The 15,218-nt window shown below is 69.2% G+C and carries 12 protein-coding genes; 7 read left to right on the top strand and 5 right to left on the bottom strand.

What is annotated here, in order from left to right; genetic code table 11:
* Nucleotides 1-71: 71 nt before the first annotated feature.
* Entirely contained in the window at nucleotides 72-1,379 is a 1,308-nt protein-coding gene (locus tag MHY20_RS06765) for a hypothetical protein (protein ID WP_183374561.1), read from the bottom strand.
* A gap of 102 nt (nucleotides 1,380-1,481) precedes the next feature.
* On the opposite strand from MHY20_RS06765, the gene lipB reads away from it, so the two are divergent.
* From lipB to MHY20_RS06750, 3 genes are all read left to right on the top strand, one after another.
* Entirely contained in the window at nucleotides 1,482-2,171 is a 690-nt protein-coding gene (gene lipB / locus MHY20_RS06760) for a lipoyl(octanoyl) transferase LipB (RefSeq protein ID WP_239375804.1), read from the top strand.
* 80 nt (nucleotides 2,172-2,251) lie between these two features.
* Nucleotides 2,252-3,334, top strand: coding sequence for a lipoyl synthase (gene lipA / locus MHY20_RS06755; protein WP_239375803.1), 1,083 nt, complete (start codon nucleotides 2,252-2,254; stop codon nucleotides 3,332-3,334).
* Between the two features lie 32 nt (nucleotides 3,335-3,366).
* Nucleotides 3,367-4,110 carry a DUF4191 domain-containing protein gene (locus tag MHY20_RS06750; RefSeq protein ID WP_239375801.1) on the top strand — a complete coding sequence of 248 codons (744 nt, stop codon included), beginning with the start codon at nucleotides 3,367-3,369 and terminating at the stop codon, nucleotides 4,108-4,110.
* Between the two features lie 137 nt (nucleotides 4,111-4,247).
* On the opposite strand, the gene MHY20_RS06745 is transcribed toward MHY20_RS06750, so the two are convergent.
* Nucleotides 4,248-4,688 (bottom strand): RDD family protein, encoded by a 441-nt coding sequence (locus MHY20_RS06745; RefSeq protein ID WP_183374569.1) that lies wholly within the window; start codon nucleotides 4,686-4,688, stop codon nucleotides 4,248-4,250.
* Between the two features lie 124 nt (nucleotides 4,689-4,812).
* Between MHY20_RS06745 and glnA the strand changes: the two genes are divergently transcribed.
* The 4 genes from glnA to MHY20_RS06725 all read left to right on the top strand — a co-directional run bounded on the left by glnA (nucleotide 4,813) and on the right by MHY20_RS06725 (nucleotide 9,716).
* The gene (gene glnA, locus MHY20_RS06740; protein WP_183374571.1) at nucleotides 4,813-6,237 is read left to right on the top strand and encodes a type I glutamate--ammonia ligase; all 1,425 of its coding nucleotides are present in this window, start codon (nucleotides 4,813-4,815) and stop codon (nucleotides 6,235-6,237) included.
* 62 nt (nucleotides 6,238-6,299) lie between these two features.
* Nucleotides 6,300-7,742 carry an amidase gene (locus MHY20_RS06735; protein WP_239375799.1) on the top strand — a complete coding sequence of 481 codons (1,443 nt, stop codon included), beginning with the start codon at nucleotides 6,300-6,302 and terminating at the stop codon, nucleotides 7,740-7,742.
* Entirely contained in the window at nucleotides 7,739-9,025 is a 1,287-nt protein-coding gene (locus MHY20_RS06730) for an ATP-binding protein (RefSeq protein ID WP_239375797.1), read from the top strand. Before MHY20_RS06735 ends, MHY20_RS06730 begins: the two co-directional genes overlap by 4 nt.
* Before the next feature lie 67 nt (nucleotides 9,026-9,092).
* A complete protein-coding gene (locus MHY20_RS06725) occupies nucleotides 9,093-9,716 on the top strand; it encodes a response regulator transcription factor (RefSeq protein ID WP_183374577.1) in 624 nt (207 codons plus the stop codon).
* A gap of 78 nt (nucleotides 9,717-9,794) precedes the next feature.
* Here MHY20_RS06725 and MHY20_RS06720 read toward each other — a convergent pair whose 3' ends face one another.
* Genes MHY20_RS06720 through MHY20_RS06710 form a run of 3 tightly spaced genes read right to left on the bottom strand, consistent with a single transcriptional unit; the run spans nucleotide 9,795 to nucleotide 15,056 of the window.
* Nucleotides 9,795-10,691 carry a hypothetical protein gene (locus MHY20_RS06720; protein ID WP_239375795.1) on the bottom strand — a complete coding sequence of 299 codons (897 nt, stop codon included), beginning with the start codon at nucleotides 10,689-10,691 and terminating at the stop codon, nucleotides 9,795-9,797.
* Between the two features lie 12 nt (nucleotides 10,692-10,703).
* Entirely contained in the window at nucleotides 10,704-13,712 is a 3,009-nt protein-coding gene (locus MHY20_RS06715) for a bifunctional [glutamine synthetase] adenylyltransferase/[glutamine synthetase]-adenylyl-L-tyrosine phosphorylase (protein WP_239375793.1), read from the bottom strand.
* A gap of 6 nt (nucleotides 13,713-13,718) precedes the next feature.
* Entirely contained in the window at nucleotides 13,719-15,056 is a 1,338-nt protein-coding gene (locus MHY20_RS06710; protein ID WP_239375791.1) for a glutamine synthetase family protein, read from the bottom strand.
* Between the last annotated feature and the right edge of the window lie 162 nt (nucleotides 15,057-15,218).

Below are 15,218 nucleotides of genomic sequence, written 5' to 3'. Positions count from 1 at the left end.
CCAGCAGTGCAACGGGGCGGTCCCTCACCCACCGGGTGAGCGGCCGCCCCTTTCCCTGTCCCTTGCTGGATTCAGCGTCTGCCGGTTGCGGAGCGAGCCGCGACAGTATCCCCGGCGGCCGCGCTGCTCTCCTGCTCATCGGCGCGGACGCTGACGATCCGCCACCCGTCGGGCTCCCGTGCCAGCTCCATCACGACGGTCCGCTCCGCCCCCGCCGGCACCTGCCGCTGACGGCCCTTCTCATCGGTCAGCGTCATCGGGCTGTCACTGATCCGCGCCCGGATCCGGCACCGCTGATCATCGCGCTCCAGAACCTGCACCTCGTGCACCGTGGTGACCCCGCCATCCACACGGAACACTGCGAACCGCTGCCGCAGGCGGGCATCGTCCACCGCGGCCGGTGATCCCTCGACCACGGCCGCGTTCTCCCCCGCTGCACCGATCACGTAGTCACGGCGGGCATCGGCCAGCGCACTGACGGCCTGCACCGGGTCACCGCTCATCTGCTGGGCCCCGCTGGGCGCCGTGTCAGCCCCGGGCCCGCTCCGCGAATCCGGCGACGTCGCTCCCGCCCCGTTGTCCGCCTGCAGCGGCACCGCCACGCCGGACCCTGCCTTTTCGGCACCGTCCGAGGCATCGTGGCGCCCCGCTCCCGCGGACAGATCAGCGCCCGTCTGCTGGAGCACACCGGCGATGGGAACGCCGCCGCCCGTCAGCACACCGCCCGCGACGACAGCGGCGAGCACCACGGTCGCGGCAGCCGATGAGAGGGCGATCCTCACTGCGGGACGGGCACGGCGCGGAGTCTGCACCAGGGTCGCCTTCGCCTGGCGGCGCATGATCGAGGCCGGCACCTCCCCGCCGCCCATCACCGACTCGATCCATCGCACATCCGCCCGGTGCGCCGCGAACGTCGCCTCCCGCAGGGATGAGAAGTCAGTGACGAGCGCGGACCCGTCGGACCGCAGCAGCAGGCCCGCACCCGGACGGTGCCCCAGGGCCAGCTCCCGCGCGTTCAGCGCTTCGCACAGCTGCTCGAGGTCCCGCCGGACCGCTGCCTCTGCCTCCGCGGCCCGGGGCGCACCCGCGGCGCGGCTCTGGGTCCGCCGTCCCCGGGAGCGGCGCAGCACCTCCCCCGTCTCCACCGCATAGTGGAGCACTCCGCCGCTCAGCAGCTCAGGCGCGGCACGGACCCCGTCGGCCTTCAGCGAGCGGATCAGTGCCCGCTCCCGACGCACCCGCAGCGCGGCCCGCAGAGTGCGGGCGCGCACCACGGTCACCTCCTGGCCGACGGCTGTGCGAGCGGCCCAGACCTCGCGTCCGTCATCGATCTCGGTCAGTGTGTGCGGGTCCAGGCCCGCGGCAGATAGACGTCCCATGAGCCCATCGCACACCCCAGACGGCCCCTGTGGCGCGAGGACCACTACATTGTGGATAACCGGGAGGCGGCGGCCCACCCGCGGTGGCGTAGGGTGGAGGGCGTGCTTGAGATCATTCGCGTCGGCTTCTCCGAGGATTCAGGACTGGACTCCACCCACGAGCAGTGGGGGCTGCCGCCCGGTCCCGTCGAATACCGAGCCGCGTGGGATCTGCAGCGCCGCATCCACGCCGAAGTCGTCGCCGGTGAGCGCCCCAACACGCTGCTGCTGCTGGAGCACCAGCCGGTGTACACCGCCGGCAAGCGCACCATCGACGAGGAGCGCCCCCAGGACGGAGCGCCCGTGGTGGATGTGGACCGCGGCGGCAAGATCACGTGGCACGGACCCGAGCAGCTCGTCGGCTACCCCATCGTGAAGCTGCCCCCGCCGATCGATGTGGTCGGATTCGTCCGCGGCATCGAAGAGGCGATCATGGCGGTGTGCGACCAGGTCGGTGTGAACACCGTGCCCATCGAGGGCCGTTCCGGTGTGTGGGTGCCCGACCCGCTCGGCATGGACCGCAAGGTGTGCGCCATCGGGCTGCGCGTGTCCAAGCGCGCCACCATGCACGGGTTCGCCCTGAACTGCGCGAACGACCTCTCCTGGTCCCACAACGTCATCCCCTGCGGGATCGACGACGCCGGGGTGACGAGCCTCAGCGTGGAGACCGGGTGCACCATCCGACCAGCTGACGTGATCCACGCGGTCGAGGAGCAGATGCGTCAGCTCGAAGCGAACAAGGGCCTGGACTGAGTTCCCTGCATCACCCCGTTCCGGGCAAACGCGGGGCCCCTCGATAGACTGGGCCGAACCCAATTCAAGGAGGCTGAGGCGTGACGGTCGCATCTGAAGGACGGAAGCTGCGTCGAGTGGAAGCTCGCAATGCGGAAACTCCGATCGAGCGCAAACCGAGCTGGATCAAGACCACCGCGAAGATGGGCCCCGAGTACGCTGCGATGAAGCAGCGGGTGCACGGCCAGGGTCTGCACACGGTCTGCGAAGAAGCGGGCTGCCCGAACATCTTCGAATGTTGGGAGGACCGCGAGGCGACCTTCCTCATCGGCGGTGACACCTGCACGCGCCGCTGCGACTTCTGCGACATCGCCACCGGCAAGCCGATGCCCGTGGACCCCGCGGAGCCGTTCAAGGTCGCGATGCAGGTCAAGGACATGGGCCTGCGCTACTCCACCATCACCGGTGTGGCGCGCGACGACCTCTCCGACGGCGCCGCCGGGCTGTTCGCCGAGACCTGCAAGCAGATCCACAAGCTCAACCCCGGCACGGGCGTTGAGCTGCTGATCGACGACATCAAGGGTGACGCCGGGGCACTGGAGAAGGTCTTCGAGGCCAAGCCCGAAGTGTTCGCCCACAACCTCGAGACCGTGCCGCGGATCTTCAAGCAGATCCGCCCCGCGTTCCGCTACGAGCGCAGCCTCGATGTGCTGCGGCAGGGCAAGGACGCCGGCATGATCACCAAGTCCAACCTGATCCTCGGCATGGGCGAGACCACCGAGGAGATCATCGAGTCGATGCAGGCGCTGCACGATGCCGGCACCGACATCCTCACCATCACCCAGTACCTGCGCCCCTCGAAGCTGCACCACCCGATCGACCGGTGGGTGAAGCCGATGGAGTTCGTGGACCTGTCGAAGAAGGCGTACGAGATCGGCTTCCTCGCCGTTATGGCCGGCCCGATGGTCCGCTCCTCGTACCGTGCGGGTCGTCTCTGGGCGGAGGCCATGAACAAGCTCGGCCGTCCGATCCCGGAGGAGCTGAAGCACCTGGACACCTCGACCCCTGCGACCCAGGAGGCCGAAGCCGTGGTGGAGCGCATGAAGGAGCGCGAGGAGCGGCACGCCGCCCTCGAGGCTCGCCGTGCTGCTCGCCGCGCAGCTGACGCCGCCTCCGGCCGCTGACCCCTCCCGAAGCGACCTGAGCGAAGAAGGACATGGCGAAGAAGAAGACCCGCGGCGGTTCGGCCGCCGCATCCCCATCCCCCGATACCGCGCCCGGCAAGAAGCCCGGCCGCATGAAGCAGATCTTCGAGGCGTACAAGCAGACGCAGCGGCAGGACCCGAGCACACTGCCGTGGATGCTCGGCGCCCTCATCGGCTGCATCGTGCTGTTCTCCCTCCTGCTGTGGCTGATCCTCGATGCACCGATCTACGGCGCGTTCATCGGCCTGGCGTTCGGTCTGATCGCGGCCCTGTTCATCCTGGGTCGTCGCGCTGAACGCGCCGCCTACGCGAAGATCGAGGGCCAGCAGGGCGCCGAGCTCGCCGCTATGCAGTCCATTCGCCGCGGTTGGAACGTGGAACGGGACCCGGCGGCGTTGGAGCCGCGCAGCCACACCATGCTGTTCCGCGCCTCCGGTCGTCCCGGCATCGCCCTGGTGGTGTCCGGATCGAACGGTCCGGCCCGCAAGCTGATGGGCAAGGAGGTCTCCCGCATGGAGCGGCTCTTCCCGAATGTTCCGGTGCACGGCATCCACGTGGGGCGCGGTGAGGACGAGATCCCGCTGCCGAAGCTGGCGACGTACATGCAGCGCATGAAGCCGACCCTGACGAAGCATGAGGCCGGTGAGGTCTCGCGCCGCCTGCAGGCGATGCCGAACCCGATCCGCCAGGCTGTGCCGAAGGGTGTGGATCCGATGCGTGCGCGCCCGAACCGTCGCGCGATGCGCGGCCGCTGATCGCATTGGTCGCGCCGCTGCGGCGGTGATGACGGTGACGGGCCCGTGGGGAGATGCTCCCTGCGGGCCCGTTCTCCGTTCTCAGAGTGCCGCGGGGTGAGGGGGGACGACGGAGTCTGCAGGCGGGGCGGACGGGATCAGGAGGTGGCGCGGATCACCAGCACGCCGGCGGCCATATCGTGACCGAGCTGACGGTCCCTGCCCTGAATGACCAGGGGGATCAGCAGCGCCATCAGCAGGGTGCGGATGAGGGCCCGCAGCACCATTGGCGAGCGGCCGCTGACGGGCATGAGGCGCAGGCCGCAGAAGAACTGTCCGATCGTGGCGCCGAACAGGGGCAGCATCAGCAGATTGATCGCGAGGAACACGGCGGTGGACCCCCAGTTGGTGGGGCCGAACGCGAGATAGGCGCCACCGGCGGAGACCAGGGCGTCGATGATCCAGGAGGTGAAGCGGATGCCGAGACGCGCTGGGGAGCCGGGACCATCGGCGGGCACGCCGTACCGGGAACCGGGGCGGTAGTCGGGGTCAGTCGGTGCGCCCTCCAGCCAGGTCCCCAGGTCTTTTCTCTCGATCACATCCGAAAGATACGCGGTGGTCAGATCCGATTCAACTCTCGGGTCGCCGTTTAGGATGGGAGGGACATGCACCCCTCACAGGTGCTGGCAGACCGCGCGACCACGTGCGAATTGGAGGAACAGAGTGTTCAGCAGCCCGGAAGAAGCCGTCCGTTACATCGAAGAGGAGGACGTCAAGTTCGTCGACGTCCGCTTCATCGACCTCCCCGGTGTGATGCAGCATTTCAATCTGCCCGCGAAGTCGTTCGACCTCGAAGCCATTGAGACCGGGCAGCTGTTCGACGGCTCATCCATCCGCGGCTTCCAGGCGATCCACGAGTCCGATATGAAGCTGATCCCGGACCTCGAGACCGCCTACATCGACCCGTTCCGCGATCAGAAGACTCTGATCATCAACTTCTCCATCGTTGACCCGTTCACCGATGAGCCGTACTCCCGTGACCCCCGGACGGTTGCGGCGAAGGCCGAGGAGTACCTGAAGTCCACCGGCATCGCCGACACCGCGTTCTTCGCCGCCGAAGCCGAGTTCTACATCTTCGACGACATCCGGTACAAGACCGGCATCAACAGCTCCTTCTACGAGATCGACTCGGATGAAGCCGCCTGGAACTCCGACCGCATCGAAGAGGGCGGCAACCAGGGCTACAAGACTCGCGTCAACGGCGGCTACTTCCCAGTCCCGCCCGTGGATCAGCTCGCTGACCTCCGCGACGAGATCTGCCGTGTCCTGGACGAAACCGGCCTGGAAGTGGAGCGCGCCCACCACGAGGTCGGCACCGCCGGCCAGCAGGAGATCAACTACCGCTTCTCCACGCTGCAGCAGGCCGCTGACGACGTCATGAAGTTCAAGTACGTGGTCCGCAACGTCGCCTGGGAAGCCGGCCGCACCGTCACCTTCATGCCGAAGCCGCTGTACGGTGACGCCGGGTCCGGTATGCACTGCCACCAGTCCCTGTGGAAGGACGGCGAACCGCTGTTCTACGACGAGCGCGGCTACGGCGGCCTGTCCGATATTGCGCGCTGGTACATCGGCGGTCTCATCGAGCACGCGCAGGCCCTGACCGCGTTCACCAACCCGACCGTGAACTCGTTCAAGCGCCTCGTGCCCGGCTTTGAAGCACCGGTCAACATGGTGTACTCCGCCCGCAACCGATCCGCTGCTATCCGCATCCCAGTCACCGGTTCGTCCCCGAAGGCGAAGCGCCTGGAGTTCCGCGCCCCGGACCCGTCGGCCAACCCGTACCTGGCGTTCGCAGCGCAGCTGATGGCCGGCATCGACGGCATCCGCAACCGCATTGAGCCGCCGGAGCCGATCGACAAGGACCTGTACGAGCTGCCGCCGGAGGAGCACGAGGCGATCGCGAAGCTGCCCGAGTCCCTCAGCGGCGCCCTGGACGCCCTGGAGAAGGACCACGACTTCCTCACCGAGGGTGATGTGTTCCCCGCAGACCTCATCGAAACGTGGATCGCGTACAAGCGGGAGAACGAGATCGAGCCGTTCCGCCTGATCCCCCACCCGCTGGAGTTCGAGCTCTACTACGACCTCTGATCCCATCGCCGCACTGATCAGCTGATCAGCGGCCGACGGATGCTGCGCGGTAGCGTTGTGCCATGTCCCACCTGCATGAGCTCAGCGCTGCCGCGCTCCTTTCTGCCCTGAAGAACCGGGAGGTCAGCGCCGTCGACGCAGCTCGCCACTTCCTTCAGCGCTGCGAGGGCCACCAGACGAACGCGATCGTCTCGCTCGAACCCGAAAGGGCCCTGGAGCGAGCTGCCCAGGTGGATGCCGGCAATCTCACCGGGCCACTCGCCGGGCTCCCCACCGCGGACAAGGACCTGCATCAGCGCCGAGGGTGGGTCGCCACGTTCGGCACCCGCCGCTTCCGCGGCCTGCGCGCGGAACGGACCGACGCGCTCACCACGCAGCTCGACTCCACCGGTGCCCTCTCGCTCGGCGCCACCGCCAGCCCTGAGTTCGGCTTCACGAACTACACCCGCTCGCTTCTGCACGGCGCCACGACCGTTCCCGGCCGGCCGGACCTCAACGCGGGCGGCTCCTCCGGAGGCGCGGCCGCCGCGGTCGCCTCCCGCATCCTGCCCGTCGCGCCCGGCTCAGACGCCGGTGGGTCCGTGCGCATTCCCGCCGCGGCCTGCGGCATCATCGGCCTGAAGCCGTCGCGCGGCCGCATCGCCGCGATGGGTGGACAGGACGCCCTGGGCGGTCTCCCGACAGCGGGCGTCCTCGCCCGATCCGCTGAGGACGCGGGGATCCTCCTGGATGCCCTCATCACCCGCGGGGCCGACGGCGCACCCACCTCCGGTGCCGCCACCGCTCCCCCACCGCCGCAGCGTCGATCCTTCGCCGACATCCGCGACCTCGCGCCGGGCCTGCGGGTCGGGGTGATCGCGGGCCCCACCCTGTGGGACGAGGTGGTCGACTGTCCCACCAGTGCCGAAGCGGCGCAGGCGCAGGACGCCGCCATCGCGGCGCTCACCGGTCTCGGTGCTGAGGTGGAGGAGGTGCGTCTGCCGTCGTTGCCGGGGTACGCGCAGGCGTTCATGACGCTGTGGATGGCGAACGCGGCGCAGCTGCGCTCCCTGCCCTCCCCCATGGAGGAGCCGCCGCCGTTCGAAGCGCTGACCCGCTGGCTGATCGAGCAGGGCCGCAGCCTCGACCCCGGTGACGTCGCGGCATCCGTCGGCCGCTTCGCTGAGGTGGAGCGCGCCCTGATCCGCACGTTCGCGCCCTATGATCTCGTCCTCTCCCCCACCACCGCGCTGCCGCCCCGCCCGAACGACTGGCCCGGTGACCTCGAGACCGGGGACGGGCTCGCGAATTTCCACGCCCAGTGCCAGTACAGTCCCCACACCTCCATGATCAACGTGGCGGGGCTGCCTGCTGTGTCCGTGCCGACCGTGCGGGTCGGCGACGGCGTCTCGATGAGCGTCCAGCTGATCGGGCGGCCCGGCCGGGAGGACCTGTGCCTGGATGCGGCGCAGGCACTGTCCGCGGCAACGGGGAACATCGCGCTGAGCGCCGGGGACGGCTCATGAGCGCAGCGATGACGGTGCCGCGATCAGAATCGCGGCTCGCGGCAGGGGTGCGCTGGTTCGTGCATCTGCTGCTGTACGGACTGTCGGGAATCGTGGGACTGCTGCTGCTCGCACGATCCGAACCCGGGGCAGGCCCCGCGGTCGCCGTGCTCGTCCTGCTGGTGAGCGTCTACTCCCTCGGTGCGCGGTTCTCAGTGGAGCGCCCTCAGGATCCGGCGCCCAGCGCCTCCCCGCAGTCCCTGACCGGCGTGCACCCGCGCCGCTCTCTTCTCGCCCTGCTGCTGACGCTCGCACTGTGGTTGGTGCTGTGCGTGCTCACCCCCCAGGGCGTCTGGATCGCATTCGCCCTCTTCTTCGCCGTCCTCATGCTCCCCTCCCGCATCCTGGGCATCACACTGCTGTTCCTGGTTGCGCTGGTCGCGGGGTTCGCGCCCGCGCTCCACACGACGGAAACGGCTGTTCTGGGCCCCGGCCAGGTGCTCGGCCCGTTCATCGGCGCCCTCGTGGCCCTCGGCATCATGAGCACACTGCGGACCCTGCAGAAGGAGATAGCGGTCCGTGAACTCATCACCCGTGAACTGCGCACCACCCGCGCGCAGCTCGCCCGCACCGAACGCGACGCCGGCATCGCCCAGGAACGCGAACGCATCGCCCGCGACCTCCACGACACAGTCGCCCAGTCCACCATCTCCATCAGCATGCTCCTGGAGTCCGCGCAGCGCGCCGCCGCCGACTCCGACACCGCGCGCCTGGGCGAACTGCTCGAATCAGCGCTGGACATGACACGGCAGACCACCCGGCAGACCCGCCAGTTCGTCGACGCCGGCGCTCCCTCTGCTGCGCCGGTCGACGAGGACCCGGCCGCCGTGCTCTGCCTCGAACTGCAGCAGCTGGTGGACCAGCATCAGCTGACGACCAGCGCCCGGATCGTTTTGCGCTGCGACCTCTCCGCCAGCGACAGTGCCCCGGGAATCAGCGCCGAGCCGGACGCCCGCCCGGCCATACGGCAGAGCGCCGCGCAGACCCTTGTCCGCGTTGCCGCCTCCCTGCTGGCGAACGCTGTCCAGCACGCCCGGGCCGACACGATCGTGGTGACAGTCGGGCAGCATGAGGGCGAGCTCATGCTGGACGTCGTGGATGACGGCGCCGGCATCCCCACCGGCCGGGATGAGGGCTTCGGTCTGCGCACCGTCCGCGCCCGCGTGAAGTCCGCCGGCGGCACCGCCACCGTGGAGACGGCGCCCGGGCACGGAACCGCCGTATCCGTGACCGTCCCCGCGTGACCGCCCCACGATCCGCCCCAGGGCGGCGTGGAACACTGAGAGCCGCACTGAACCCAGGAGGCCCCCGATGACTCGCATCATGCTCGCCGACGACCACGCCATCGTGCGCCAGGGGCTGCGCACCGTGCTGGAGGCCGACGGGGGCGACCTCGACGTGATCGGTGCCGAAGCCGCCACCGCGGAGGACGCGCTTCGACTCGCGTCCCTGCACCGGCCGGACGTTGTGCTGCTGGACCTCCAGTTCGTGTCCGGCGCCGCCCGCGGCACCGACGTCATCGCTGACATCGTGGCCCTGGACAGCGCCCCCGTGGTGATCGTGCTGACCACCTACGACAACGACCAGGACGTCCTCGCGTCCATCGACGCCGGCGCCACCAGCTACCTGCTGAAGGACACGCCGGGGCCGGAGATCGCCGCGGCGATCCGCCGCGCCGTCAGTGGGGAGTCGGTGCTGGACCGCAGGATCCGTCGGCGCCTCGACAGTGAGGCCGCGCTGTCGCAGCGGGAGCGGGAAGTGCTCGACCTCGTGGCCCGCGGCGCCACCAACGCCGCGATCTCCCGCGAACTGTTCCTCTCGCAGGCGACGGTCAAAACGCACCTCGTGCACATCTTCGACAAGCTGCAGGTGCGTTCGCGCACCGAAGCGGTGGCCCGGGCGCGTGAGCTCGGTGTGCTGCGCTCTGACGCGTGACAGCCGGCGCCCGCGAGGGCTCCTCGTCGGTCGTGCCGGACGGGCCCGCAGCGCGGGGCATGCGAGCCTCTCGAGACGTCAGAGCTTCGCGTTCAGCAGACTGAAGAGCAGCTCCTTCGGGTTCTGTGCGGCGTCAAGGGCGCAGTCGTCCGGAAGGAAGTCCCAGGAGCGGCGCAGCGACTGGAACACTTCCCATTCCGCGTCACCGGTGCGCAGCGGCACCACCTGGTAGCCGCCCGCCTCCGGCAGGTGGATCACGAACGCACCGGTGAGCTCCGGCATGTCCCGAATGGTGCCGTCGTTGTCCAGCAGGTTCTCCGCGCGCACCACCGCCACCCCCTGGAGGGCGTAGTCGCCGCGCACCCGTTTGGATGTCTTGATGTCCGCTGAGAGCACCGAACCACCGATCTTCACGATCGCGTCGGTCGTGCCGGCGTAGCCGACGGTGCGGTTCAGCACGGTCTGTTCGATCTCCACGAACTCCGGTTGGAACTCCTCGAGGAAGCGGCCGAACCCGTCGAGGCGGACATCGGCGCGGTCCAGCAGCGCGCCCAGATTGCGCTCCAGAACCAGCACCCCGTTCCCGCGCAGCTGCGTGGCGAGGTCCGACATGTCGGTGCGGCTCGGCCGCTCACCGGAGCGCTCCCACATCTCGCAGAGCGCATGCACATAGGTGCCGAAGTCGGCGGCGGTCTGCGTGTACTCCTCCGCGGCCGCCGCGATCTTCTTCTGCGTGCCCCATCTGTCGCGGGAGACGCGGCGGATCTCCTCCATGGCGCGGCCCGGGTTGCGGTCGAGGTAGGCGAACATGTCGAGGGCGCGCTGGCCGGCCATACGCGCGTACCAGGACTGCAGACTGTCCTTGGAGCGCATCCCGGCAACGGTCGTGATCGAGGGGTAGACGAGCTTCCCGCCGGGCTCCACTCGGTACATGCGGCCACGGGGCGTGCTGCCGCTCAGCTCAGGTGTAGTCATTGCCCATCAATGCTACTCGCCGAACAGCTCCCTCTCGGTGACCGACCTGGCGCGGCGGGTGAGTTTCAGGTAACGATCCATCATCTCGCGCGCGGACTCCTCCGACCCGGTGATGAGGCCCGCCAGTGCCGCGAGCTCGTGCGCGTCGCCCGGCAGCACGTCGGTTTCGCGGCCCTTCCAGAGGAACAGGGCGCGCCGCAGCTGCCACGCCATCCGCCAGGCCTGGCTGAGGGTGTCGGCGTCGGTGCGCGGCAGGGTCCCGTCGGCCGCCAGCACCTCCAGGGCGGTCAGGGTGGAGGTGGTGCGCAGCTGCTCGTTCTCGTGCGCGTACTCGGTCTGCAGCTTCTGCACCACCCACTCCACGTCGGTCATCGCACCCGGCCCCAGCTTCAGGTGATGGGTGGCGCGGGCGGCCCGCGGGAGGCGTTCGGATTCGATGCGCGCCTTCATCCGCGCCAGCTCCCGCGCGGCCGACGGGGTCAGCCCCTCCGACGGGTACCGCACCTCGTCCAGGACCTGCACCACCTGCGCCTTCGTCTCCTCCGGTCCCACGAGCGGTGCGGCCCGCAGCAGCGCCTGCTTCTCCCACCGCTCCGCGTGCTGACGGTAGTAGTCGCTGAAGGACGCGAGTGTGCGCACCAGGGCGCCGGAGCGGCCTTCGGGGCGGAGGTCGGCGTTGACCTTCATGTCGATGCCGCTGGAGGGGGCGTTGAGGATCTTCTGCAGATGCGTCACCACGGTGGTTCCGGCGGCCACGAGGTCCGAGTCGGTCAGGTCGTCCGGGCCTTCCACCACGAACTGGACGTCGGCGTCGGAGGAGTAGCCCATCTCGCCGGCACCGAACGACCCCATCGCGATGACGGTGAGGATGACCCGGGGCGCATCCGTCGCGCCCTCCTGCTTCGCCTGCAGGCGGGCGATGTGCAGCGCCGCCTGGAGGACCGCGGCCGCGAGATCGGTGAGCGCTTCCGCCACCCGGGACGGGTCGATGACGCGGGTGACATGGGCGAGGGCGATGCGGGTGATCTCGCGGGAGCGGACGTGCCGCAGAACGTCGATCAGCTCGGCGGCATCATCGGTGCGCTTCATCGTGGCGTCCAGTTCCGCCACGATCGACTCCCCGGAGCGGGGTTCGAGGTCGGCGTCACGACCGAGCCACCTCGCCGCCCCCGGCACCGACTCCAACTGGTTGCCCACGTACTTCGAACTGGCCAGCACACGGGTGAGGCGCTTCGCGGCGACACCGGAATCGCGCAGCATGCCCAGGAACCAGTGGGTGGAGCCGAGCTCATCGGACAGCCGGCGGAATGCCAGCAGCCCCAGGTCCGGGTCGATGCCGTCAGCCAGCCATTCCAGCAGGGACGGCAGCAGCTGTCGCTGGATCGCGGCCCTGCGGGACAGCCCCTTGGTGAGCGCCTCGATGTGCTGACCGGCGCGCTTGGCGTCGCGGTAGCCGATCGCGGCGAGCCGCGCCTGCGCCGACGCCGGCGTGAGCGCGACCTGGCCATCGGACAGGCTGGCGGCGGTCAGCAGCAGCGGTCGGTAGTAGATCTCCTCGTGCAGCTGCTTCACCCGGCGGCGGATCGCATCGAGGTTCTTCTCGAACACCTGCGGGTTCATGTCCATGGCGCGGGAGAGGCGCCGCACGTCCGCCGGTGAGGTCGGGACCACCTGGGAGCGGCGCAGGCGGTGCAGCTGGATGCGGTGCTCCAGTGCCCGCATCAGCCGGTACGCGCGGTCCAGCTCGGCCGCCTGGTCGCGCGCCACGTACCCACCGTCGGTCAGCTGCGCGAGAGCCGACAGGGTGTCGGGGGCGTGGATGGAGTCATCGGTGCGGCCGTGCACCATCTGCAGCAGCTGCACGGTGAACTCCACGTCCCGCAGACCGCCGGGGCCGAGCTTGAGGTTGCGGTTCACTTCGGACTTCGGGATCAGCTCCACTACGCGGCGCCGCATTGCGCGTGTGTCCTCCACGAAGCCGTCGCGGGTGGAGGCCTGCCACACCATGGGCTCCACCAGTTCCACGAACCGCTGCCCAAGCGCCGCATCCCCAGCGGCGGGGCGCGCCTTCAGCAGCGCCTGGAACTCCCACGAGGACGCCCACCGCGTGTAGTAGGCGGCGAACGAATCGATGGTGCGGACCAGCTCACCGTCCTTGCCCTCGGGCCGCAGGTTCGCATCCACCTGCCACAGGGCGCCCTCCTTTGTGCGGTCCGCGCACACGCGCGCGAGCTCCCGGGCGAGGGCCCCGCCGACGGCTGTGACGTCATCGGCGCTGACCTCATCATGCGCCGCGTCGGCGGCGTAGATGACGTCCACATCGGAGATGTAGTTGAGCTCCTGGGCCCCGGTCTTGCCCATGGCGATGACGGCCAGGCGCACCTTGTCGTGGTCGGTGACCTGGGCGCGCGCCTGGGCGAGGGCGGCGTCGAGGGAGGCGCCGGCCAGGGCACTGAGTCGCCGGGACACGTCGGGCTGGGCGTCAGCGGCGTCGGGAGCGGTGATGTCCGCCAGGGCGATGCGGCAGAGGATGTCGTGGTACTCGATGCGGATGCGGTCGCGTCCGTCCTGCCCGGTGCAGGAGGAGACCGGCATGTCAGCATCCGGGTCCGCGCCGATCGCCTCCAGAAGGCGGGCGCGGTAGGAGTCCATCGGCAGAACGTCCTCCTCCACCAGGGCGAGCCGTTCGGGGTGGCGGGTGAGGAAGTCGCCGAGCGCTGCGGACACCCCGAGCAACTGCACGAGGCGCTCCCCTGCCTCCGACCCCACCACTCGCTCGAACAGTGCGCGCTGCTCGCCGCGGTTCGCCGCTTCGCCGACCCGCAGCAGCGCGATCGTCGCCTCATCGGGGTCCGCGGTCGTGCCGATAGTGCGCACCAGGGACGGCGGCACCGCCGCCAGGTCCTCATCGGCGAGGAAACGAGCGGACCGCTCCGTGTGGACGAAGCCGAGACGGGCGAGCTCGGCGTGGTTGAACGGGCCGTTCTCCTGAATCGCTTGGATCGCTGAGGTGGGGAGCATCGCGGATCAGACGGCGTTGAAGGTCGAGGCGAGCTCAGAGTCCGTCACCTGGTTGCGGTACTTCGCCCATTCGTCGTGCTTGTTGCGGATGATGAACTCGAACACCTCCTCACCGAGGATCTCCGCCATCAGTTCGGAGTCCTCGAACGAGTCCAGCGCCCGGTACAGGTCCGAGGGCAGCGGCTCGATGCCCATGGCTCGGCGCTCCCGATCGGTCAGGTCCCACACGGTGTCCTCCGCGCCCTCCGGCAGGTCGTACTCGCCCTCGATGCCTGCGATGCCGGCGCCGAGCAGAACAGCGAACGCGAGGTACGGGTTCGCTGCGGAGTCGAGGCCCCGGAACTCCACGCGGGAGCTCGTGCCCTTGGTGGGCTTGTGGTACGGCACTCGCACCAGCGCAGACCGGTTGTTGTGGCCCCAGCAGATGAAGCTCGGCGCTTCCTGCTTGCCCCACAGACGCTTGTAGGAGTTCACGAACTGGTTGGTGATCACCGAATATTCGGGGGCGTGGCGCAGCAGGCCGGCGATGAAGTGCCGCGCCGTCTTCGACAGCCCGTACTCGGCTCCCGGTTCATGGAACACGTTCTTCCCGTTCTGGAACAGGGACAGGTGCGTGTGCATGCCGCTGCCGGGCTGGTCCACGATCGGCTTCGGCATGAACGTGGCGACCTGGCCCATGGAGTGCGCGACCTTCTTGGTCATGGCGCGCATGGTCAGGATGTTGTCGGCGGTGGCGAGGGCGTCGGCGTAGCGCAGGTCCACTTCGTTCTGGCCGGGCCCGCCTTCGTGGTGGGAGTACTCCACGTGGATGTTCATCGACTCCAGTTGGCTGATGAGCTCCCGCCGGTAGTTGTTCGCGGTGGGGCGCTGCACGTAGTCGAAGTAGCCGCCGTCATCGATGGGCTGCAGGGGCTCCCCGCGCCGCCAGGGCTTCTCGAACAGGTAGAACTCGATCTCCGGGTGGGTGAAGAAATCCAACCCCATCCTCTCGGCCCGTTCGAGGGCGCGCTTGAGGACGCCGCGGGGGTCGGAGGCGGCGGGCTCGCCGTCGGGAGTGAGGACATCGCTCATCATCACGCCGGTTGTGCCGGTGGAGTCGTACTCGGGGAGGATGCGGAACGTGCTCGGGTCGGGGGCGAGCAGCATGTCGGACTCGTAGGTGCGGGTGAGGCCCTCGATGGTGGAGCCGTCGATGCCCAGGCCCTCATCGAACGCGGTCTCCAGGTCCGTGGGCGAGATGACCACCGATTTCAGGGTTCCCACCACATCGGTGAACCACAGACGGATGTAGTCGACGTTCGCTTCTTCGACCTGACGCAGCACGGAGTCCTGTTGGCGTTCCATGCGGACATTGTGCCCCACGCAGCTCGGCCGGAACTGCAGATCACGGGCTGCGCTGCGGGTGGGGCCCGTCGGCCGACGGGTGCCGGATAGGGTGGGGGCGATCCGTTCCCATCAGCCCCTGGAGGGTCCATGACCGCGCCCGAGTCCCCCAGCCCCCGCTCG

It is taken from the genome of Helcobacillus sp. ACRRO (assembly GCF_022347125.1).
Taxonomy (GTDB): Bacteria; Actinomycetota; Actinomycetes; order Actinomycetales; family Dermabacteraceae; genus Helcobacillus; species Helcobacillus massiliensis.
This window is presented reverse-complemented; position numbering and strand designations above follow the sequence as displayed.